Origin of the sequence: Arthrobacter sp. 2RAF22, assembly GCF_052115325.1 — a bacterium.
Lineage (GTDB): Bacteria > Actinomycetota > Actinomycetes > Actinomycetales > Micrococcaceae > Arthrobacter.
Map to the genome: position 1 here is coordinate 100,285 of NZ_JBFRGL010000009.1, position 22,431 is coordinate 122,715.

Below are 22,431 nucleotides of genomic sequence, written 5' to 3' on the forward strand. Positions count from 1 at the left end.
GAAAGCCCTAAAAAGGTCGTGCATAAATATCGGCAACCATGAATAGTTTTGCTGTATAGTCGTGCCATGACTATTTCTGTTGCCGTCTCCGGTGCCAGCGGCTATGCCGGGGGAGAGGTGCTGCGCCTCCTGGCGGGCCATCCGGACGTCACCATCGGCGCCATCACCGCGCACAGCAATGCCGGTTCCAGACTAGGGGAGTTGCAGCCGCATCTCCACGGTTTGGCCAGCCGGATTCTCGAGGACACCAGCGTGGAAAACCTCGCTGGCCACGACGTCGTGTTCCTGGCCCTCCCGCACGGAGCCTCGGCTGAGATCGCGGCGCAGCTGCCCGAAGGCACACTGGTGATCGACGCCGGCGCTGACCACCGGCTCGAAGACCCCGCGGCGTGGGAAAAGTTCTACGGCTCCGCCCACGCAGGGACCTGGCCCTACGGGCTTCCGGAGCTTCCCGGCCAGCGCGACGCACTCAAGGGGGCGAAGCGGATTGCGGTGCCCGGTTGCTACCCGACGTCGGCCCTTCTCGCCCTCACGCCCGGCTTCGCCAACAAGCTTCTCCAGCCGGACGACGTCGTGATTGTGTCTGCTTCCGGCACCTCGGGTGCCGGCAAGGCAGCCAAGGTGAACCTCATCGGTTCCGAGGTCATGGGGTCCATGAGTCCTTATGGCGTGGGCGGCGGACACCGCCACACCCCCGAGATCGAACAAGGACTTTCCAACGCGGCCGGTGAACCAGTCACCGTGTCCTTCACTCCCACCCTCGCGCCCATGAGCCGCGGCATCCTGAGCACGGCGACAGCAAAGGTCAAGGCCGGGGTCACGGCCGCCGAACTGCGCAGTGCCTGGGCCGAAGCCTACGACGACGAACCGTTCGTCCACCTGTTGCCCGAAGGGCAGTGGCCCACCACTAAATCGGTGCAGGGTTCCAACCACGCAGTCATGCAGTTGGCCTTCGACGAGCATTCCGGCCGCGTGGTTGTCACGTGCGCCATCGATAACCTGACCAAAGGGACCGCCGGCGGCGCCGTGCAGTCCATGAATATTGCCCTCGGCCTGGACGAATCCGCCGGCCTCAACGTCCAAGGAGTTGCCCCGTGACCATCACCGCCCCCCAGGGATTCCGGGCCGCAGGTGTCAAAGCCGGCATCAAGGCGTCCGGGAATCCGGACCTTGCCCTGGTTGTCAACGACGGCCCCCTGAAAGCCGCGGCAGCCGTTTTCACCTCGAATCGCGTGGCCGCGGCGCCCGTGCACTGGTCACGCCAGGTCCTCTCCGACGGGCGCGTTGACGCAGTGGTGCTGAATTCCGGCGGCGCCAACGCCTGCACGGGTCCACTGGGATTCCAAAATACGCACGCAACCGCAGAGAAAGTGGCGGCCGTGCTCGGGATCTCCGCCTCCGACGTCGTGGTCTGCTCCACCGGACTGATCGGTGAGCAGCTGCCTATGGACAAGATCATCCCGGGCATCGAAGCGGCGTTCGCGGAACTCTCCGAGAACGGCGGTCCTGCCGCCGCTACGGCGATCATGACCACGGACAGCGTGGCGAAGGAAGCAGTCTTCAGCGGCACCGACTCCGAAGGCAACTCGTTCACCGTCGGGGGCATCGCGAAGGGCGCCGGCATGCTGGCGCCAGGCCTCGCAACCATGCTCGTGGTGCTCACCACTGATGCCCAGGTCCCGGCGGAAGAGCTCGACGTCGTCCTCCGCGACGCCACGCGCGTCACCTTCGACCGCACCGACTCGGACGGCTGCATGTCCACCAACGACACGGTCGTCCTGTTGGCCTCCGGGGCCTCCGAGGCCATCCCGTCCGCCGAGCAGCTTGGCGCAGGAATCACCCAGGTGTGTGCCGAGCTTGCCCGCAAGTTGATCGGCGACGCAGAAGGTGCCAGCCACGACATCGCCATCCGCACATTCAACGCGGCGAGCGAGCGCGACGCCGAAATCGTCAGCCGTTCAGTGGCCCGCTCCAACCTCTTCAAGACCGCCATCTTCGGCAAGGACCCCAACTGGGGCCGCGTCCTGTCCTCGGTGGGCACCACGGACGCCGTCTTCGAACCGGACCAGCTCAACGTCTCCATGAACGGCATCCAGATCTGCCGCAACGGCAGCATCGGCGACGACCGAAACCTGGTGGATCTCGAGCCCCGCGAGGTGCTCGTGGAAATCGACCTGCAGGCCGGCGACGCCGAGGCCACCATCTGGACCAACGACCTCACGCACGAGTACGTGCACGAGAACAGCGCCTACTCGAGCTAGACGGGATGACCATGACTGCGCACACCCGCGAAAATACCTCCATGAGCGATGCCCAGGACAAGGCCGCGACGCTGATCGAGGCACTGCCGTGGATCCAACGCTTCGCCGGTACCACCATGGTGATCAAGTACGGCGGCAACGCCATGGTCAACGAGGAACTCCGACGCGCCTTCGCCGAGGATATCGTCTTCCTGCACCACGTGGGTATCCACCCGGTCGTCGTGCACGGGGGAGGCCCGCAGATCAACTCGATGCTTGGCCGCCTGGGTATCGAATCCGAATTCAAGGGCGGCCTGCGCGTCACCACTCCCGAGGCCATGGACGTGGTCCGTATGGTGCTTACCGGACAAGTGGGCCGCGAGCTCGTGGGCCTCATCAACTCCCACGGACCCTATGCGGTCGGGATGTCCGGTGAAGACGGCGGACTCCTGCGTGCCGTGCGCACCGGCACCGTGGTGGACGGCGAGGAAGTGGACCTCGGCTTGGTGGGCGAAGTGGTGGGCGTTGATCCCAGGGGTATCGAGGACATCCTCGACGCCGGCCGCATCCCGGTGATTTCGACGGTCGCCCCCGAGATCCTTGACGAAGGGGATGGCACCGGCTCCACTACCGGACAAGTGCTTAACGTCAACGCGGACACGGCAGCAGCGGCGGTTGCCTCGGCACTGGGCGCATCCAAGCTCGTCATCCTGACCGACGTCGAGGGCCTCTACGCCAACTGGCCGGACAAGTCCTCGCTCATTTCCTCGCTGACGGCCACGGAATTGCGGGAGATGCTGCCGCGCCTGGAGTCCGGCATGATCCCGAAAATGACGGCCTGCCTGAAGGCCATCGATGAAGGAGTCGAGCGGGCGCACATCGTGGATGGCCGCCTGCCGCACTCCATGCTCCTGGAAACCTTTACGACCGCGGGCATCGGAACCCAAGTTGTCCCCGACGAGGAAGTGAACGCATGAACGAAACTGTTGGTTTGAGCCCGACCGGCGCTGCGGAGGCCGCCGCAACCACGCTCGTTTCCCAGAGCACGGGAAGCGACTGGCTTGCCCGTTACTCTTCTTCGCTCATGGGCGTCTTCGGCACCCCGCAGCGGGTCCTGGTCCGTGGCGCGGGAGCCCTCGTGTGGGACGCCGACGGCAAGGAATACCTGGACCTCCTCGGCGGGATTGCCGTGAACGCGCTGGGCCATGCCCACCCGTTCGTCACCTCTGTCATCTCCAGCCAGCTGGCCACGCTGGGGCACGTCTCCAATTTCTTCACGAGCCCCACGCAGATCGCGCTCGCCGAGAAGCTCCTGGCCATCACCAAGGCTCCTGCCGGCTCCAAGGTGTTCTTCGCCAACTCCGGCACCGAGGCCAACGAGGCCGCGTTCAAGCTGGCTCGGCGCAACAGTTCTGCCACGCGCACCAAGATCATCGCCCTGGAAGGTGCCTTCCATGGCCGCACCATGGGCGCCCTGGCCCTGACCGCCAAGGAAGCCTACCGGGCGCCGTTCGAGCCGTTGCCCGGAGGCGTGGTCCACATCCCGTTCGGCGACATCGAGGCGCTCCGTGCCGCCGTCGACGAAAGCACAGCGGCCGTGTTCCTTGAGCCCATCCAGGGCGAAGCGGGCGTCCGCCCGCTCAGCGTCGAGTACCTGCGGGCTGCCCGCGAAGCCACCACCGCCGCCGGCGCGCTGCTGATCCTGGACGAGGTCCAGACCGGCATCGGGCGCACCGGCAAGTGGCTGGCCAGCGAAGACGCCGGAATCGTGCCCGACGCCGTGACCCTCGCCAAGGGCCTGGGCGGCGGCTTCCCGGTCGGCGCGCTCATCACCTTCGGGGAGCCGACGTCGTCGCTCCTGACCGCCGGCCAGCACGGCACCACCTTCGGCGGGAACCCGGTGGCAACTGCCGCCGCCCTCGCCACCTTGCATGCCATCGAAAGCCAGGGCGTGCTGGCGAACGTTCTTAGCGTCGGCGCCCGCTTGCGGGCCGGACTGTCCGACGTCGACGCAGTCACCGAAGTGCGGGGCGAAGGCCTCCTGATCGGTTTCGACCTTGACGCCGACATTGCGCCTGCCATGGTGACTGCCGCCCTCGACGCGGGCTTCATCATCAACAGCCCGGGCCCGCGCACCATCCGGCTGGCTCCGCCGCTCATCCTGACCACCGAGCAGGCCGACCGTTTCCTCGACGCGCTGCCCGGCATTATCCAGGCGGCGGCAGCCCAGAACGCTGCACCCCTGACCGCTAAGGACGCACAGTGAACACCACACGTCATTTCCTCAAGGACACGGACCTCACACCGGCCGAGCAAGCCGAAGTGCTTGAGCTCGCCGTTCGAATGAAGGCCGCTCCGTACAGCGTCCAGCCGTTCGCAGCTGCCGGCAATGGGCGCAAGACCGTCGCTGTCATCTTCGACAAGACCTCCACCCGGACCCGTGTGTCCTTCGCTACCGGAATCGCGGACATGGGCGGGAACGCGCTCATCATCAATCCGGGCGAGGCGCAGATCGGCCACAAGGAATCCGTGGAGGACACCGCAAAGGTCCTCGAACGCATGGTCTCCACCATCGTCTGGCGTACGTCCGCGCACTCCGGCCTCGTAGCAATGGCCGAAAACTCCAAGGTTCCCGTCATCAATGCCCTGTGCGATGACTACCACCCCTGCCAGTTGCTCGCGGACCTCCTGGCAGTCAAGGAGCACAAGGGCGAACTCAAGGGCCTCACCATGGCCTACCTGGGCGACGCTGCGAACAACATGGCCAACTCGTATCTCTTGGCAGGCGTCACGGCGGGCATGCACGTCAGGATCTCGGGCCCGGAAGGCTACCTGCCCGCGGCCGAGATCGTGGCGGCAGCGGAGGAGCGCGCTGCCGAGACCGGCGGTTCCGTGCTCATCACCACCGACGCCAAGGAAGCCCTGAACGACGCCGACGTCGTCGCCACCGACACGTGGGTGTCCATGGGCCAGGAAGCCGAAAAAGAAGCCCGGATGCAGCTCTTCCGCGAGTACTCCGTGGACGAGGCGGCCATGGAACACGCCGCACCGGACGCCGTCGTGCTCCACTGCCTGCCTGCGTACCGAGGCTATGAAATTTCCGCCGGCGTCATCGACGGGCCCCAGTCCATCGTCTGGGACGAAGCCGAGAACCGCTTGCACGCCCAGAAAGCGCTCATGGCGTGGCTGATGCACAAGTCGGGACTCGCATTCGTCGACGGCCTTTCCCCCGTTGAGGGCACCGGGGAGAGCACGTTCTAGTGTCCACCCATCCTGCGTCGCAAGGTGCCAGCCCTGCCACCAAGACTGCCCGGCAAGCGCGGATCACCGCGATCCTGACGGGCGAGTCCGTGCGCTCGCAGGCCGAGCTCGCGGCACTGCTGGCGGACGACGGCGTGCAGGTCACGCAGGCGACACTCTCCCGGGACCTCGTGGAACTTGGGGCGGTCCGCGTGCGCGGCAAGGACGGCGCGCTGGTCTACGCAGTGCCCGGCGAGGGTGGCGACCGCAATGCGAAAAGCGGTGTCACCCAGGAAATCCTGGACGCTCGCCTGTCGCGCCTTTGCGGTGAGCTGTTGGTGACCGCCGAGGCGTCGGGCAATATCGTGGTGCTGCGGACGCCACCGGGTGCCGCGAACTTCCTCGCCTTGGCCATCGACCACTCGGTGATGCCGTCGGTATTGGGTACGATCGCAGGCGACGACACCTTGCTTTTGGTTGCCAGGGATCCCGACGGCGGCGCCGAGCTGGCAGCCCGTTTCCTCCAGCTGGCCCAGGAAGCCGGACCGGGGAACTAGTCCAGCCCGGCAAGTGAACCATTCCGGCGCTGTTCCACCCGGGCCTTCGGCCCGAACCAAGCTTTGACTCAAAAGAACCAAGCAACAACAAAGGAGCACTCTCGTGACTGAGCGCATTGTTCTGGCCTACTCCGGTGGCCTTGATACTTCCGTAGCCATCGGCTGGATCGGTGAAGCCACCGGGGCCGAGGTCATCGCTGTGGCCGTCGACGTCGGACAGGGCGGCGAGTCGCTGGAGACCATCCGCCAGCGCGCCCTCGGCTGCGGCGCCGTCGAGGCCTACGTGGCCGACGCCCGCGACGAATTCGCCAACGAATACGCCATGCCCACGCTGAAGGCCAACGCCCTCTACCAGGGCCACTACCCGCTGGTTTCGGCGATCTCACGCCCCGTGATCGTCAAGCACCTCGTCAAGGCCGCCCGCGAATTCGGTGCCACCACCGTTGCGCACGGTTGCACGGGCAAGGGCAACGACCAGGTCCGCTTCGAGGTCGGCATCCAGACGCTGGGCCCGGACTTGAAATGCATCGCACCCGTCCGCGACCTCGCCCTGACCCGCGACAAGGCCATCGCCTTCGCCGAGGAAAAGGGACTGCCGATCGAGACCACCAAGAAGAACCCGTACTCGATCGACCAGAACGTCTGGGGMCGCGCCGTCGARACCGGCTACCTCGAGGACATCTGGAACGCYCCCACCAAGGACATCTACGACTACACGGCCACCCCGGAATTCCCGCCGGCACCGGACGAAGTCACCATCACCTTCGAAGCCGGCGTCCCGGTGGCCATCGATGGCGTCAAGCACACTCCGCTCCAGGTCATCCAGGAACTGAACCGCCGCGCCGGTGCCCAGGGCGTTGGCCGGATCGACGTCGTCGAGGACCGCCTGGTGGGCATCAAGTCCCGCGAAATCTACGAAGCTCCGGGCGCGATGGCCCTCATCACCGCCCACAAGCACCTCGAGGACGTCACCATCGAGCGCGAGCAGGCCCGCTTCAAGGCCACCGTCGGCCAGCGCTGGTCCGAGCTGGTCTACGACGGCCAGTGGTTCTCCCCGCTCAAGCGCTCCCTGGACGCCTTCATCGAGGACACCCAGAAGTACGTCTCCGGCGACATCCGCATGGTCCTGCACGGCGGCCAGGCCATCGTCAACGGCCGCCGCTCCGACACCTCGCTCTACGACTTCGACCTCGCCACCTACGACACCGGCGATACCTTCGACCAGTCGCAGGCCAAGGGCTTCATCGAGCTGTGGGGAATGTCCTCCAAGGTCGCCGCAGGCCGCGACCTGCGGGTGTCGGGCAAATGACGTCGGTGGGCCCACGGACGCCGGGGTCCCCGGCCGAGCGCAGCGAGGTTGGGGAGCGTTCGGGGACGAATGAAGGCGCGCTGTGGGGCGGCCGGTTCGCCGGCGGTCCCGCGGACGCGCTTGCGGCGCTGAGCAAGTCCACGCATTTCGACTGGCGGCTGGCCCGCTACGACATCGCCGGCTCCAAGGCCCATGCCCGCGTGCTGCACAAGGCCGGGCTGCTGGACGACGCCGAACTAGAAGGCATGCTCGCGGCGCTCACCCAGCTGGATGACGACGTCGCGAGCGGCGCCTACCAGCCGGCCGAGAGCGATGAGGACGTCCACGGTTCCCTCGAACGCGGGCTCATTGAGCGCGCGGGAACCCACCTGGGCGGCAAGCTCCGGGCAGGCCGTTCGCGCAACGACCAGGTGGCCACGTTGGGCCGCATGTTCCTGCGCGACCACGCCCGCATCATCGCCCGCGGCGTGCTCGCCGCGATCGACGCCCTCGTTGGTCAGGCCAAGGCCCACCAGGGCGTTGCCATGCCCGGCCGGACGCACCTGCAGCATGCCCAGCCTGTCCTGCTGAGCCACCACCTGCTGGCCCATGCCTGGGCACTGTTGCGCGACGTGCAGCGGTTCCAGGACTGGGACAAGCGCGCCGGTGTCTCGCCCTACGGTTCCGGTGCCCTGGCAGGTTCCTCGCTCGGCCTGGATCCCGAGGCCGTCGCCGCGGACCTCGGCTTCTTCTCGGCGGTCCACAACTCGATCGACGGCACTGCCTCGCGCGATGTCTTCGCCGAGTTCGCGTGGATCTGCTCGATGATCGGCGTGGACCTGTCGCGGGTCTCCGAGGAAGTCATCCTGTGGGCCACCAAGGAGTTCTCCTTCGTCACGCTCCATGATTCTTACTCCACGGGGTCGTCGATCATGCCGCAGAAGAAGAACCCGGATGTCGCCGAGCTCGCCCGCGGCAAGGCAGGGCGCCTCATCGGCAACCTGACCGGGCTGTTGGCAACGCTCAAGGGCCTGCCGCTCGCGTACAACCGCGATCTGCAGGAAGACAAGGAACCGGTATTCGACGCCGCGGACACCTTGGAGGTGCTGCTCCCGGCCGTCTCCGGCATGATCGCCACGCTCACTTTCAACACCGAGCGCATGGCATCGCTGGCACCGCAGGGCTTCGCGCTTGCCACGGACATCGCCGAGTGGCTTGTCCGCCAGGGAGTGCCGTTCCGCGAGGCGCACGAGCTCTCCGGTGCGGCGGTGAAGCTGGCTGAAGGGCGCAGCGTCGAGCTGTGGGACCTGACGGACGAAGAGTACGCGGGCATTTCGGAGCACTTGACTCCCGAGGTCCGCACCGTGCTCAGTACCGAAGGTTCACTCAACAGCCGCAACTCCCAAGGCGGAACGGCCCCGGCCGCCGTCGAGCGCCAACTGCTTGCCCTCGAAGCGGAGCTCGCGGCGGTGCGGAAGTACGCGGAGTAACGAAAAGAAGGCCAACGCCGGCGGGTATTTCGAGGCAGTCTTTTTCGCAAAGCCTGCAGCGAAATGCCCGCCGCTGCCAGTTAATCCTCGTTAACAGTCATTAACCCTGTCGGATACTATGGCGCTATGACCGAGATCACTACCTCAGCGCTTCTTGCCGAGCTCCACAAAGCAGCCGGCACTGTCACCGACGTTGTCGCCAAACTCGACGACGCCGATGTTGCAGCTCCCTCCGAGCTGCCCGGGTGGACCCGCGGCCACGTACTGGCTCACATTGCCGGTATCTCGAACGCCATGGCCAGGCAACTGGAATACGCCGCACGCGGCGAGACCATCGACATCTACGACGGCGGCTACGAGGGCCGTACGAAGGCGATTGAGCTGGCGGCTAGCCATAGCCTTGCCGAACACCGTGACGCCACCGAAGCGGCCCTCTCGCGGGCCCTGCGGGCCTTCGATGGGCTTGTGGAGTCCGGCTGGAACACCCGGATCAGCTTCCGGAACGGAACAGTGCTCGACGGCGGCCTGGCGCTCTGGCGCGAACTGGTCATCCACGTCACGGACCTGGGAATCGGTCGCGGACCGGAAGCCTGGAGCCGGCAATTCTGCGAGCACCTTTTCGATTTCCTCTCGGCCCGCGTGCCCGCAGACCGGAAATTCGTGCTTCAGCCCCTGGGCCTGCCGCAGGTGGTCATCGGCTCGGGGCGGCAGTCCGTTGCCATCAACGGCATGATCACGGATATTGCCGCCTGGCTCGCCGGCCGCACGCCTACCCTGGGGAGCCTGCGGGCCTCTGCCGACGCGGACGGTGTTGACTTGCCGGAGCTTCTCCCGTGGCCATCGAGCGTTCCCGCGACACGATAGCGCTGCCGCGTTTGCTTGCCGCTGCCCTCCACAGATGCATCGTGGCGTAGGAACGCCACGGGCTCACGTTGCGGAAGTCTGTAGGCAGGCCCTCCGAGGCGGCCAGGTTCTTGAGGCCGTTCCGGACGGCTGCGTCGTTGGCGAGGAAGACATCCGGGTCGCCGATGACCCTCATCGCCACGTAGCCCACGGTCCATGGTCCTACGCCGGGCAACGGCAAGAGTTTGTCCGCGAGCGTTTGGGGGTCGTCGCCGTAGTCGAAGTCGAGTTCCCCGCTGGCCATGGCTGCTGCCGCGGCAAGCACGGAATCTATGCGGCGCTGGGGGCCTTTCAGTAGTTCCCGGCCCGAGCGTGCGATTTCCCCGGCCGTGGGGAAGAGACGGTCCAGGCCCAGCGCGTGTCCCGGGTGCCCTTCCGGCAAGCGGGTCCCGGCGTCGGACAGTTGGCTCAAAGCGGTGCGTGCGGCGGCTACGGTGATTTGCTGGCCGATCATCGCCCGGATCAGCAGTTCCTGGGGATCCACGGCGCCCGGAACCCTGATCCCGGGCGTATCGCGAACTGACGGGCAGAGCCTGGCATCGGAGGCCAACGCCTCGTCGACGGCCACGGGATCGGCGTCGAGATCGAACAATCGCCGCACCCGGCTAAGGAGCACGGGAAGATCGTGGAGATCCAAGGTGCTGACGGCGAGGGTCAGCGCGCCGCCGCGCGCCCCGGCGTCGTACTCCACTGCGAACACTGCGTTGCCGCGGGGCAAGCGGAGGGTCCGCGTATAGCTGGTGGGACCCGCCAGTTCGACGCCGGGAATCGCACGGGCCGCGAGGAAATCGAAAATCCCCGTGTCGAAAGGCTCCCGGTACGGGAGGTTGAGGGTCAAGGAAGTGGCCTCACCCTGCTTGCCGTGATGGCCTAGGGGCTTGGCGGTGGCCCGGAGTGCCGTGGGAGTCAGGGCGAAGACTTCGTTGATGGTGTCGTTGAACTGGCGGACACTGTTGAACCCGGCGGCGAACGCCACGTCCGAAAGTTTCATCGAGGTGGAGACCAGGAGCGTCCTGGCCGTCTGCGCCCGGCTGGCCCGCGCCAAGGACAGCGGCCCGGCCCCGAGTTCGTGGCTGAGGATCCTGTTGAGCTGGCGGGAGGAGTAGCCCAGCCTGGCGGCGAGTCCTTCGACGCCCACCCGGGAGATCGCGCCGTCGTTGATGAGCCGCATCGCCCTGCCGGCGACGTCCGAGCGCAGGTTCCACGCAGGCGTGCCCGGAACCGCCTCCGGCAGGCAGCGTTTGCAGGCCCTGTACCCGGCCTCGTGGGCGGCGGCCGAGGTTTCGTAGAACGTCACGTTTCCTGCCTTGGGTGTCCGTGCCGGGCACGACGGCCGGCAATAGATGCCCGTCGAGCGGACGGCGGTGAAGAACTGGCCGTCGAACCGGGGATCCCGCGCATCGATCGCACGGTAGCGTTGCCAAAAGTCCATGACTTCATCCTTTCAGCATCGGCAGGCGCGTCCTAGCGGAAATCGGACATAGCCGGCCACGGCCCGGTTGGCGGATTTTTGCTAGGGTCTGGGCATGACAACGCAGGGTGCGTCTCCGGAGGCCATCAGGGTCATTCTTTCCGGTGATCCGCGGCACGTTGCCCCCTTGCTCCTCGGCGCCGTGCTGAGCCACCGGACTCCCGAGGGCACGGTGTCCGTCCGGCTCAGCGAAGTGGAAGCGTATCTGGGCCCGCGGGGATCGGCCCAACCCGACCCTGGATCCCATACCTTCGGCGGCCCCACCGCCCGGAACGCTCCCATGTTCGGTCCGGCAGGCCACCTCTATGTCTACTTCACGTATGGCATGCACTATTGCGCCAACATTGTCTGCGGTCCCGACGGCGTTGCGTCCGCGCTGCTGTTGCGGGCAGGGGAGGTGGTGGCCGGCCAAGCCTTGGCACAGTCCCGCCGTCCGGCGTCGAAATCGCCGACCGATCTTGCCAGCGGGCCCGCCCGGCTGGCGTCCGCCATGGGGCTGACGACGGCGGACAGCGGCCGGGATGCCTTGGCCGAGCCCTTCGGCCTCGAACTTCCGGTCACTCCGGCGGCGCCATCGGCAGTCGCGAGCGGGCTCCGGGTCGGAGTATCGGGCGACGGCGGTTCCGCCGACTACCCGTGGCGCTTTTGGCTCTCCGGGGATCCCACGGTGTCCCGCTACAAGCCGGGCCGCAGCCGCACCGTCGGGAAGCGTTTGTAGGGGCCCACGGAGGAATCCTTCAAGCGGCGTGTTCGGTCCGGGCAGGCTCCGCGACATATGCACACTGGTTGTCGGCCAGCTCGAACGGCGCGAGGCGGCCAAGCAGGGACTCGCGCACCTGGGGCCATTCTTCGCGCAGGATCGAGAACACGGCGGTGTCGCAACGGCTCCCGTCGGGAGCGAAGCGGTGCCCCCGCAGCGTGCCCTCGTAGCTGGCACCAAGCCGCTGGATGGCCGAGGCGCTGCGCGTATTGCGGGCATCGCAGCGGAAGGCCACCCGGTGGACGTCCAAAACATCGAAGGAGTACGCCAACAGCAGTTGCTTCGCGGCCGGATTGACGTGGCTGCCCCAGAATGGGCGCCCGTAAAAAGTGCCGCCGATTTCCAAGCGCTGCTGGCGCGGACTGTACTCGCACAGGGATGTGGTTCCGAGCAGCGCTCCCGTCCGCTGTTCGACGACGGCGAACGGCATGGTCGCCGGATCTTCGAGGCGGGCTGCGAAGAGTTCGGCCAGTTCCGCGGCGCTCAAGGGCTGCTCAGCGGCCATGCCGGACCACATCCCGGAGTCCACAAAATCGAAGAGCGGACCGGCATGTGCGGGGGAGAGCGGGACCAGGCTGATGCCGTGTCGGGTCAGGGCAACGTCGTGCTGCATTGCAGCATTGAAGCACCACCGGGGCCGGACTGAAAAGCCCAGGAGGTTAGCGCAGGGTGAACATTGCGTGACGCACCGGCGTGCGGGCAGTTTCACACACGTCAAGCAAAACCGCTGTAGAATGGACGGTCCGTCTTTTTCGATAGGGGAACGTTTCGATGCACGACGCTGATTTGATCCACGAACGGGAGTACGTGGCCGGTCTCTACTCGCGTCTGGATGAGCTGCGGGAGGAAAAGCGCCAACAGCTGGCGCAGGTCCGGCGCGCCGGAGCGGTGGGCACCATGCAGAACGTTTCCGAAAGGGACGCGTTCGCGGCACTGTACGAGGACCGCCTCGCCCAGCTGGACGCCGTCGACGACCGTCTCGTGTTCGGACGCCTTGACCTGGACAGCGGCGAGGCGCAGTACATCGGCCGCATCGGACTGTCCACGGCGGATCTCCAGCGGCTTATGGTCGACTGGCGCGCCCCCGAAGCCGGCCACTTCTACCAGGCGACCGCTTTTGACCGGCAGGGCGTCCGCCGTCGTCGTCACCTGATCCTGCAGGGCCGGGAGGTCAAAGCGATCGAGGACGATGTCCTGGATGCCAGCATGCTGGCGGACAACGCCTCGCTCCAGGGCGAGGGCGCACTCCTTGCCGCCCTGAATTCCAAGCGCACCGGCCGCATGTCGGACATCGTCGGCACCATCCAGTCCGAGCAGGACCGGATTATCCGTTCGTCCATGTCGGGTGCCTTGGTTGTCCAAGGCGGCCCCGGTACCGGCAAGACGGCGGTCGCGCTCCACCGCGCCGCCTACCTGTTGTACACCCACCGTGACCGCCTGAAGTCGGCAGGTGTGCTGCTTGTTGGACCTTCGTCGTCGTTCATGCACTACATCGAGCGGGTCCTGCCGTCCCTCGGCGAGACCGGAGTCGTCATGGCGAGCCTGGGCCGCCTCATGCCCGGTATCCACGCCGTCCCGGAACAGGATCCCGACGTCGCAGCCCTCAAGGGCAAGCTGAACATGGCCGACGTGATTGCGAATGCCGTGGCCAACCGCCAGCGGACTCCCGCCGAGGACCGCATCCTCGAGGTCGATTCCCGCAAGCTCACGCTGTCCGTACGGCAAGTCCGCCGCGCCCGGGACAGGGCACGCGCCACCGGCAAACCGCACAACGAAGCTCGAGTGACGTTCGTGAAGATTTTGCTGCGCGAGCTGACGGAGCAGCTGACGGAGATCGTCGAGGAATCGAACATCGGCAACAATGCCGACCGTTCCTACCTCGCTGAGGACGTCCGCTCGGCACGCGACGTCAGGATCGTTCTGAACTTGTGCTGGATGCCCATGACTCCCGAGAAGCTCGTTTCCGAGCTCTTCAGCAAACCGGCCATCCTGGAGGCCTGCACTCCGCACCTCACGCCGGCGCAGCGTGCGCTCCTGCTTCGCCCCGCGGATGCACCGTGGACGGAAGCCGATGTTCCGCTGCTCGACGAGGCCGCTGAACTCCTCGGCGAGCTCGATCCTGCCGCGGGCAGGGGACTGGCCCAGCAAGAACACGACCGTGCCCGCGACATCGCCAACGCCAAGCAGACACTGGTCAACATGGAGGCCATGGGCGTCGACGTGTTGATGACGGCCGAAGAACTGGCAGACCAGAACCAGGAACGCGAAACACGGCTGACCGCCGCAGAACGTGCCACGAGCGACCGTTCGTGGGCGTTCGGACACATCGTGGTTGACGAAGCCCAGGAACTCTCGCCCATGCAGTGGCGGCTTCTGGTCCGCCGCTGCCCGCTGAAGTCCTTCACGATCGTCGGCGACATCGCCCAGACGAGTTCCTCCGCCGGTGCGAATTCCTGGCAAAGTGCCCTCGCGCCGTCGTTCGGGGACCGCTGGCAGCTCGAAGAACTCACCGTCAACTACCGGACACCCTCGCAGATCGCCGAAGCGGCAGTCCGCATGGCGAACCGCGCTGGGCTGGTTGTTTCTGCTCCCAAGGCCGTTCGCGAAGGCAAATGGTCACCGATCGTGGACCGCGTCGACGAAGCGGGGATGGTAGACCGGCTCGTCGAAATCCTTCCGGAGGAACTGGAAGCGATCGACGGCGGCCTCCTGGCCGTGATTGCCGACGGCGCCCTCCTGCCTCGGGCTGCAGCCGCCCTCCGTGGGGTCTACGGTCACCGTGTGGGCACCGGAGCGGGCAGCTACTCCCAGGACATCGTGGTCATCAGCCCCAAGGAAGCCAAAGGCCTGGAGTTCGACGGCGTGGTTGTTCTTGAGCCAGCCGCGATGCTCAATCACGAGCATGGCAAGGTGGGCGATCTCTACGTCGCCATGACGCGTCCGACGCAGCGGCTGCGCCTCATCACCGCCGCGCCACTGCCGGCGGGTATCGAGCGCTGAGCCATGCGAGCAAGCCGAACGGCAATCCTGCTAACTTAGAACTCGTGTCACACGTAAACAACCTCGAGTCCCAACACAACGACCCGGGCTTTGCCAACATTTGGCAAGAGCTCAAATGGCGCGGCCTGATCCACGTTTCCACGGATGAAACGGAATTGGAAAAGCTCCTCGCCGGGGACCCGATCACGTATTACTGTGGCTTCGACCCCACGGCTCCGTCCCTGCACCTTGGCAACCTTGTCCAGCTCCTGCTCATGCGCCGCCTGCAATTGGCCGGCCACAAGCCGCTCGGCCTGGTGGGCGGTTCCACCGGCCTGATCGGGGATCCGCGCCCGACGGCGGAACGCACCTTGAACACCAAGGACACCGTGTCGGAGTGGGTCGGCTACCTTCAGGCCCAGGTGCGTCGCTTTCTCAGTTTCGAGGGAGACAATGCCGCACGCATGGTGAACAACCTTGACTGGACCGCGCCCCTGAGCGCCATCGATTTCCTGCGCGAAATCGGCAAGCACTTCCGTGTGGGCACCATGCTCCGCAAGGATGCCGTGGCCTCCCGTCTCAGCTCCGATGAGGGCATCAGCTACACCGAGTTCAGCTACCAGATCCTGCAGGGCATGGATTACCTCCAGCTCAACCGCGACTACGGTTGCGTGCTGCAGACCGGCGGCTCGGACCAGTGGGGCAACCTCACGAGCGGTACGGAGCTGATCCGCAAGGTCGACGGCAAGGTTGTCCACGCCCTGGGGACGCCCCTCATCACCAACTCTGACGGCACCAAGTTCGGTAAGAGCGAAGGCAACGCCATTTGGCTCGACGCCCACATGTGCAGCCCGTACGCCTTCTACCAGTTCTGGCTCAACACTGCGGATGCCGACGTCGTTGACCGCCTCAAGGTCTTCACGTTCCTTAGCCGCGCCGAGATTGAGGAACTCGCAGCCGCTGTTGCCGAGCGCCCGTTCGCCCGCGAAGGCCAGCGCAGGCTCGCTTTCGAGGTCACTTCACTGGTGCACGGAGTGGACGCGACGGAGAAAGTGATCGCTGCTTCGGCTGCACTGTTCGGAAATGGCGATCTCTCGGTTCTGGACGAAGTGACCTTGGCGTCGGCAACTGCAGAGCTGCCGTCTGCCTCGATCGGCGCGGATGGCCTCGGGATCATCGACCTCTTGGTTGCGTCTGGATTGTCCGAGAGCAAGTCCGCTGCCCGCCGCACGGTGGGGGAGGGCGGCGCCTACGTGAACAACAGCAAGGTGACCGACCCCGACGCCGTCATCGACCAGGCGGAACTGCTACACGGCCGGTACCTTTTGCTGCGCCGCGGCAAGAAGAATCTGGCCACCGTCGAAGTGACCGTCTGACGCCTACTTAGCTCCACGGTGTGTTCTTGTGTGGGCGCGCCAGACGGGCTGTTCCATGTTCTATTGCACGCTCCTCCAAGCCGACTTGCGCGGCTCCGGGGGAGCGTGTATCGTTTTCTGAGTCGCTGCCGCTGAAGCGGATAAATTGCGAACAAAATCCCATTGAATGTGAATAATTCGGTTTAGACCAAAAGTCTGGAAATCGGATAATTTATCGACTCTGTGGAGAAATTCGATTCACTTGGGTAAATTTCACGAGAAATCCTGGATTTGCAAAGTTGAAATGAATGAAATAATGTAGAAACATCGCAGCGAGGAAATGCGGAACATTGAATTTGTTCCGAGAAGTATTCGGATTGTGTCTGTTGTTTGAGAACTCAATAGTGTGCCAAGTTTGTTGATACCGATTTGTTTTTATGRATTGGTTGATTTTGCCGGGCCTTGTCCGCTCTTGTGGGTGGGGTCTGGTTTTCAGCTGGTTTCAAATTTTGTGCAGCCTGGTCGCCGTTATTTCCGGTGGTTGTGGTTGTGTCTGTTTTTGTTTTACTTCAACGGAGAGTTTGATCCTGGCTCAGGATGAACGCTGGCGGCGTGCTTAACACATGCAAGTCGAACGATGATCTCCAGCTTGCTGGGGGGATTAGTGGCGAACGGGTGAGTAACACGTGAGTAACCTGCCCTTGACTCTGGGATAAGCCTGGGAAACTGGGTCTAATACCGGATACGACCGCTCCACGCATGTGGTGGTGGTGGAAAGCTTTTGCGGTTTTGGATGGACTCGCGGCCTATCAGCTTGTTGGTGGGGTAATGGCCTACCAAGGCGACGACGGGTAGCCGGCCTGAGAGGGTGACCGGCCACACTGGGACTGAGACACGGCCCAGACTCCTACGGGAGGCAGCAGTGGGGAATATTGCACAATGGGCGSAAGCCTGATGCAGCGACGCCGCGTGAGGGATGACGGCCTTCGGGTTGTAAACCTCTTTCAGTAGGGAAGAAGCGTAAGTGACGGTACCTGCAGAAGAAGCGCCGGCTAACTACGTGCCAGCAGCCGCGGTAATACGTAGGGCGCAAGCGTTATCCGGAATTATTGGGCGTAAAGAGCTCGTAGGCGGTTTGTCGCGTCTGCTGTGAAAGACCGGGGCTCAACTCCGGTTCTGCAGTGGGTACGGGCAGACTAGAGTGATGTAGGGGAGACTGGAATTCCTGGTGTAGCGGTGAAATGCGCAGATATCAGGAGGAACACCGATGGCGAAGGCAGGTCTCTGGGCATTAACTGACGCTGAGGAGCGAAAGCATGGGGAGCGAACAGGATTAGATACCCTGGTAGTCCATGCCGTAAACGTTGGGCACTAGGTGTGGGGGACATTCCACGTTTTCCGCGCCGTAGCTAACGCATTAAGTGCCCCGCCTGGGGAGTACGGCCGCAAGGCTAAAACTCAAAGGAATTGACGGGGGCCCGCACAAGCGGCGGAGCATGCGGATTAATTCGATGCAACGCGAAGAACCTTACCAAGGCTTGACATGAACCGGTAACGCCTGGAAACAGGTGCCCCGCTTGCGGTCGGTTTACAGGTGGTGCATGGTTGTCGTCAGCTCGTGTCGTGAGATGTTGGGTTAAGTCCCGCAACGAGCGCAACCCTCGTTCCATGTTGCCAGCACGTAGTGGTGGGGACTCATGGGAGACTGCCGGGGTCAACTCGGAGGAAGGTGGGGACGACGTCAAATCATCATGCCCCTTATGTCTTGGGCTTCACGCATGCTACAATGGCCGGTACAAAGGGTTGCGATACTGTGAGGTGGAGCTAATCCCAAAAAGCCGGTCTCAGTTCGGATTGGGGTCTGCAACTCGACCCCATGAAGTCGGAGTCGCTAGTAATCGCAGATCAGCAACGCTGCGGTGAATACGTTCCCGGGCCTTGTACACACCGCCCGTCAAGTCACGAAAGTTGGTAACACCCGAAGCCGGTGGCCTAACCCTTGTGGGGGGAGCCGTCGAAGGTGGGACCGGCGATTGGGACTAAGTCGTAACAAGGTAGCCGTACCGGAAGGTGCGGCTGGATCACCTCCTTTCTAAGGAGCACCATTATCGCCCTTCTTCCTTCCGCATGGTTGGTTGGGGGTGTGTGGAAGCAAAGCCCATTGCGCAGGCGTCTGTTCTGCGGTGGGTGCTCATGGGTGGAATATCAGCAGATAGCGGCCGGGTGGTTTCTTTCCCGCGTTCAGTACGGATGTCCTGTCATTTTTGTGGTGGGGTGTTGTGGAACGGTGCGGGTGGGGGGTTGTCCGGTTTTCGTGTTTGGCACACTGTTGGGTCCTGAGGCAACAGGGCCGTCGGGGGGTGCGTGGCCTGTGTGGGTTGCGTGGTTCCGGGCGGGTTTGTGTGTTTCTGGTTTCCTGGCTGCATTTCTTCGTGTGTTCCCGGTCGTCCCTTTGGGGGTGGCGGGGGTGCGGGGGGTGTGTGGTACGGGGTTGTTGTTTGAGAACTACATAGTGGACGCGAGCATCTAGGCACGCGCATGGTCATTGCCTCTTGTGGGGTGGTGGGGTGTGTGTGTCTTACAGCAATTTCTTTTTATGAACCCGGCCCTTTCGGGGGTTTGGTTCTCTCGAGAAGTTTTTTGATCTTGTGTGGTCAAGTTTTTAAGGGCACACGGTGGATGCCTTGGCATTAGGAGCCGAAGAAGGACGTAGGAATCTGCGATAAGCCTGGGGGAGTTGATAACCGAACGGTGATCCCAGGATGTCCGAATGGGGAAACCCCGCCAGACGCGTTTTGCGTGATCTGGTGACCCGCATCTGAACACATAGGGTGCGTGGGGGGAACGCGGGGAAGTGAAACATCTCAGTACCCGCAGGAAGAGAAAACAAGAGTGATTCCGTTAGTAGTGGCGAGCGAACGCGGATGAGGCTAAACCGTTCCATGTGTGATAGCCGGCGGGCGTTGCATGGGCGGGGTTGTGGGACTTTCCGTACTGGTTCTGCCGGACCGGTGGGGTGAGAGTGCAGGCATAGGTGAACGGTCTTGAAAGGCCGGCCGGAGAGGGTGTTAGCCCCGTAACCGTAATGTTGTGTGCCGCCTGGAGAGGATCCCAAGTAGCACGGGGCCCGAGAAATCCCGTGTGAATCTGTCAGGACCACCTGATAAGCCTAAATACTTCCTAATGACCGATAGCGGACCAGTACCGTGAGGGAAAGGTGAAAAGTACCCCGGGAGGGGAGTGAAACAGTACCTGAAACCGTGTGCTTACAATCCGTCGGAGCCAGTCTGATTCTGGTGACGGCGTGCCTTTTGAAGAATGAGCCTGCGAGTTAGTGTTACGTCGCGAGGTTAACCCGTGTGGGGTAGCCGTAGCGAAAGCGAGTCTGAACAGGGCGAGTGTAGTGGCGTGATCTAGACCCGAAGCGGAGTGATCTACCCATGGCCAGGTTGAAGCGACGGTAAGACGTCGTGGAGGACCGAACCCACTTCAGTTGAAAATGGAGGGGATGAGCTGTGGGTAGGGGTGAAAGGCCAATCAAACTCCGTGATAGCTGGTTCTCCCCGAAATGCATTTAGGTGCAGCGTTGCGTGTTTCTTGCCGGAGGTAGAGCTACTGGATGGCCGATGGGCCCTACAAGGTTACTGACGTCAGCCAAACTCCGAATGCCGGTAAGTGAGAGCGCAGCAGTGAGACTGTGGGGGATAAGCTTCATAGTCGAGAGGGAAACAGCCCAGACCACCAACTAAGGCCCCTAAGCGTGTGCTAAGTGGGAAAGGATGTGGAGTTGCGAAGACAACCAGGAGGTTGGCTTAGAAGCAGCCATCCTTGAAAGAGTGCGTAATAGCTCACTGGTCAAGTGATTCCGCGCCGACAATGTAGCGGGGCTCAAGTACACCGCCGAAGTTGTGGATTTCAGATAGTAGACAAGCCTTCGTGGTTCAGTCGTCTGGAGTGGTAGGGGAGCGTCGTGTGGGCGGTGAAGTCGCGGTGTAAACCAGCGGTGGAGCCTACACGAGTGAGAATGCAGGCATGAGTAGCGAAAGACGGGTGAGAAACCCGTCCGCCGAATGATCAAGGGTTCCAGGGTCAAGCTAATCTGCCCTGGGTAAGTCGGGACCTAAGGCGAGGCCGACAGGCGTAGTCGATGGACAACGGGTTGATATTCCCGTACCGGCGAAGGACCGCCCATGCCAAGCGGGGGATACTAACCGCCCGGAGCCTGCCCAATCACCCTTGTGGTGTGCGGGTTTTGGCCGAGCGCGGGACCTGATCCCGGGAGGTAAGCGTATTAACAGGTGTGACGCAGGAAGGTAGCCGGGCCGGGCGATGGTTGCCCCGGTCTAAGGATGTAGGGTCAGCGATAGGCAAATCCGTCGCTGTGTCTTTGATGACGTTCCTGAGATCTGATGGGACCCCCGTYMYGGGGGGATCCGGTGATCCTATGCTGCCTAGAAAAGCATCGGCGCGAGGTTCAAGCCGCCCGTACCCCAAACCGACACAGGTGATCAGGTAGAGAATACCAAGGCGATCGAGAGAATTATGGTTAAGGAACTCGGCAAAATGCCCCCGTAACTTCGGGAGAAGGGGGGCCCCAACCTTGAACACCACTTGCTGGTGGGAGGGGATCGGGGCCGCAGAGACCAGGGGGAAGCGACTGTTTACTAAAAACACAGGTCCGTGCGAAGTCGCAAGACGATGTATACGGACTGACTCCTGCCCGGTGCTGGAAGGTTAAGAGGACCGGTTAGCCGCAAGGCGAAGCTGAGAATTTAAGCCCCAGTAAACGGCGGTGGTAACTATAACCATCCTAAGGTAGCGAAATTCCTTGTCGGGTAAGTTCCGACCTGCACGAATGGAGTAACGACTTCCCCGCTGTCTCAACCATAAACTCGGCGAAATTGCAGTACGAGTAAAGATGCTCGTTACGCGCAGCAGGACGGAAAGACCCCGAGACCTTTACTATAGTTTGGTATTGGTGTTCGGAGTGGCTTGTGTAGGATAGGTGGGAGACGTTGAAGCCCTCACGCCAGTGGGGGTGGAGTCATCGTTGAAATACCACTCTGGTCACTTTGGACATCTAACTTCGGCCCGTGATCCGGGTCAGGGACAGTGCCTGATGGGTAGTTTAACTGGGGCGGTTGCCTCCTAAAAAGTAACGGAGGCGCCCAAAGGTTCCCTCAGCCTGGTTGGCAATCAGGTGTCGAGTGTAAGTGCACAAGGGAGCTTGACTGTGAGAGAGACATCTCAAGCAGGGACGAAAGTCGGGACTAGTGATCCGGCGGTACATTGTGGAATGGCCGTCGCTCAACGGATAAAAGGTACCTCGGGGATAACAGGCTGATCTTGCCCAAGAGTCCATATCGACGGCATGGTTTGGCACCTCGATGTCGGCTCGTCGCATCCTGGGGCTGGAGTAGGTCCCAAGGGTTGGGCTGTTCGCCCATTAAAGCGGTACGCGAGCTGGGTTTAGAACGTCGTGAGACAGTTCGGTCCCTATCCGCTGCGCGCGCAGGAAATTTGAGAAGGGCTGTCCTTAGTACGAGAGGACCGGGACGGACGAACCTCTGGTGTGTCAGTTGTACTGCCAAGTGCACCGCTGATTAGCTACGTTCGGATGGGATAACCGCTGAAAGCATCTAAGCGGGAAGCTCGCTTCAAGATGAGATTTCCATACACCTCGTGTGTGAGAGGCCCCCAGCCAGACCACTGGGTTGATAGGCCGGATGTGGAAGACAGGACTAAAGACTGTTGAAGCTGACCGGTACTAATAGGCCGACAACTTACACCACACAAACACGATCACTGCTTGCGTCCACTATGTGGTTCCCGAACAACAACCCGCCACCGGGTGTGTTCCATGGAACCAACAACTGAATAACAACACCACCGAACCCTTCACCGGGTCCGGACAAGTTGTAACCACGTATCTTCCCACCCCGCACCCACGTGTGTGCGGGGACGGGTAACAGGGTTACGGCGGTCATAGCGTGGGGGAAACGCCCGGTCCCATTCCGAACCCGGAAGCTAAGACCCACAGCGCCGATGGTACTGCACCCGGGAGGGTGTGGGAGAGTAGGACACCGCCGGACAACCATTCACCGGCCAGGCCCCGACACACCGTGTCGGGGCCTGACCCACTTAAAAC

The 22,431-nt window shown here is 63.3% G+C and carries 14 protein-coding genes and 3 rRNA genes; 15 read left to right on the top strand and 2 right to left on the bottom strand.

Annotated features, from left to right (window positions below; translation table 11 throughout):
- The first annotated feature begins 66 nt into the window (after window positions 1-66).
- From argC to AB4068_RS09590, 9 genes are all read left to right on the top strand, one after another.
- Window positions 67-1,098 (top strand): N-acetyl-gamma-glutamyl-phosphate reductase, encoded by a 1,032-nt coding sequence (gene argC / locus AB4068_RS09550; RefSeq protein WP_306962901.1) that lies wholly within the window; start codon window positions 67-69, stop codon window positions 1,096-1,098.
- Window positions 1,095-2,261, top strand: coding sequence for a bifunctional glutamate N-acetyltransferase/amino-acid acetyltransferase ArgJ (argJ, locus tag AB4068_RS09555; RefSeq protein ID WP_441433237.1), 1,167 nt, complete (start codon window positions 1,095-1,097; stop codon window positions 2,259-2,261). The genes argC and argJ overlap by 4 nt, the downstream gene beginning before the upstream one ends.
- A gap of 11 nt (window positions 2,262-2,272) precedes the next feature.
- Window positions 2,273-3,217 (top strand): acetylglutamate kinase, encoded by a 945-nt coding sequence (gene argB, locus AB4068_RS09560; protein ID WP_059387787.1) that lies wholly within the window; start codon window positions 2,273-2,275, stop codon window positions 3,215-3,217.
- Complete coding sequence (locus tag AB4068_RS09565; RefSeq protein WP_284989301.1) at window positions 3,214-4,506, top strand: acetylornithine transaminase; 1,293 nt, start codon at window positions 3,214-3,216, stop codon at window positions 4,504-4,506. Before argB ends, AB4068_RS09565 begins: the two co-directional genes overlap by 4 nt.
- Entirely contained in the window at window positions 4,503-5,501 is a 999-nt protein-coding gene (argF, locus tag AB4068_RS09570) for an ornithine carbamoyltransferase (RefSeq protein ID WP_284989300.1), read from the top strand. The genes AB4068_RS09565 and argF overlap by 4 nt, the downstream gene beginning before the upstream one ends.
- Window positions 5,501-6,037 (top strand): arginine repressor, encoded by a 537-nt coding sequence (locus tag AB4068_RS09575; RefSeq protein ID WP_284989299.1) that lies wholly within the window; start codon window positions 5,501-5,503, stop codon window positions 6,035-6,037. Before argF ends, AB4068_RS09575 begins: the two co-directional genes overlap by 1 nt.
- Window positions 6,038-6,140: 103 nt before the next feature.
- Entirely contained in the window at window positions 6,141-7,346 is a 1,206-nt protein-coding gene (locus AB4068_RS09580; protein ID WP_236816785.1) for an argininosuccinate synthase, read from the top strand.
- Window positions 7,343-8,815: an argininosuccinate lyase gene (gene argH, locus AB4068_RS09585; protein WP_441433238.1), complete on the top strand. Its 1,473-nt coding sequence runs from the start codon at window positions 7,343-7,345 to the stop codon at window positions 8,813-8,815. Before AB4068_RS09580 ends, argH begins: the two co-directional genes overlap by 4 nt.
- Before the next feature lie 126 nt (window positions 8,816-8,941).
- A complete protein-coding gene (locus tag AB4068_RS09590; RefSeq protein WP_441433239.1) occupies window positions 8,942-9,679 on the top strand; it encodes a maleylpyruvate isomerase family mycothiol-dependent enzyme in 738 nt (245 codons plus the stop codon).
- Here AB4068_RS09590 and AB4068_RS09595 read toward each other — a convergent pair.
- A complete protein-coding gene (locus tag AB4068_RS09595; protein ID WP_441433240.1) occupies window positions 9,585-11,150 on the bottom strand; it encodes an AlkA N-terminal domain-containing protein in 1,566 nt (521 codons plus the stop codon). The genes AB4068_RS09590 and AB4068_RS09595 overlap by 95 nt on opposite strands.
- Window positions 11,151-11,244: 94 nt before the next feature.
- Here AB4068_RS09595 and AB4068_RS09600 point away from each other — a divergent pair, with 94 nt between their 5' ends.
- Complete coding sequence (locus tag AB4068_RS09600) at window positions 11,245-11,907, top strand: DNA-3-methyladenine glycosylase (protein ID WP_441433241.1); 663 nt, start codon at window positions 11,245-11,247, stop codon at window positions 11,905-11,907.
- A gap of 19 nt (window positions 11,908-11,926) precedes the next feature.
- On the opposite strand, the gene AB4068_RS09605 is transcribed toward AB4068_RS09600, so the two are convergent.
- Window positions 11,927-12,562, bottom strand: a complete 636-nt coding sequence (locus AB4068_RS09605) for a GNAT family N-acetyltransferase (RefSeq protein ID WP_441433242.1) — start codon at window positions 12,560-12,562, stop codon at window positions 11,927-11,929.
- Window positions 12,563-12,720: 158 nt separating this feature from the next.
- Here AB4068_RS09605 and AB4068_RS09610 point away from each other — a divergent pair, with 158 nt between their 5' ends.
- The 5 genes from AB4068_RS09610 to rrf all read left to right on the top strand — a co-directional run bounded on the left by AB4068_RS09610 (window position 12,721) and on the right by rrf (window position 22,375).
- On the top strand, window positions 12,721-14,949 hold the full coding sequence (locus AB4068_RS09610; RefSeq protein WP_059387784.1) for an AAA family ATPase: 2,229 nt from the start codon (window positions 12,721-12,723) through the stop codon (window positions 14,947-14,949).
- 44 nt (window positions 14,950-14,993) lie between these two features.
- A complete protein-coding gene (tyrS, locus tag AB4068_RS09615) occupies window positions 14,994-16,304 on the top strand; it encodes a tyrosine--tRNA ligase (protein ID WP_441433243.1) in 1,311 nt (436 codons plus the stop codon).
- 548 nt (window positions 16,305-16,852) lie between these two features.
- A 16S ribosomal RNA gene (locus tag AB4068_RS09620) occupies window positions 16,853-18,375 on the top strand.
- Between the two features lie 560 nt (window positions 18,376-18,935).
- Window positions 18,936-22,075: ribosomal RNA gene (locus tag AB4068_RS09625) — 23S ribosomal RNA — on the top strand.
- Between the two features lie 183 nt (window positions 22,076-22,258).
- A 5S ribosomal RNA gene (gene rrf / locus AB4068_RS09630) occupies window positions 22,259-22,375 on the top strand.
- The 16S, 23S and 5S rRNA genes sit together here, the layout of an rRNA operon.
- The last annotated feature ends 56 nt before the right edge of the window (window positions 22,376-22,431 follow it).

Bases quoted from the DNA above. Each gene is read 5' to 3' on its own strand.
- argH (WP_441433238.1), top strand. From the start codon at position 7,343: ATGACGTCGGTGGGCCCACGGACGCCGGGGTCCCCGGCCGAGCGCAGC.
- AB4068_RS09610 (WP_059387784.1), top strand. From the start codon at position 12,721: ATGCACGACGCTGATTTGATCCACGAACGGGAGTACGTGGCCGGTCTC.
- AB4068_RS09565 (WP_284989301.1), top strand. From the start codon at position 3,214: ATGAACGAAACTGTTGGTTTGAGCCCGACCGGCGCTGCGGAGGCCGCC.
- AB4068_RS09590 (WP_441433239.1), top strand. From the start codon at position 8,942: ATGACCGAGATCACTACCTCAGCGCTTCTTGCCGAGCTCCACAAAGCA.
- AB4068_RS09600 (WP_441433241.1), top strand. From the start codon at position 11,245: ATGACAACGCAGGGTGCGTCTCCGGAGGCCATCAGGGTCATTCTTTCC.
- argC (WP_306962901.1), top strand. From the start codon at position 67: ATGACTATTTCTGTTGCCGTCTCCGGTGCCAGCGGCTATGCCGGGGGA.
- argB (WP_059387787.1), top strand. From the start codon at position 2,273: ATGACTGCGCACACCCGCGAAAATACCTCCATGAGCGATGCCCAGGAC.
- AB4068_RS09605 (WP_441433242.1), bottom strand. From the start codon at position 12,562: ATGCAGCACGACGTTGCCCTGACCCGACACGGCATCAGCCTGGTCCCG.
- AB4068_RS09595 (WP_441433240.1), bottom strand. From the start codon at position 11,150: ATGGACTTTTGGCAACGCTACCGTGCGATCGATGCGCGGGATCCCCGG.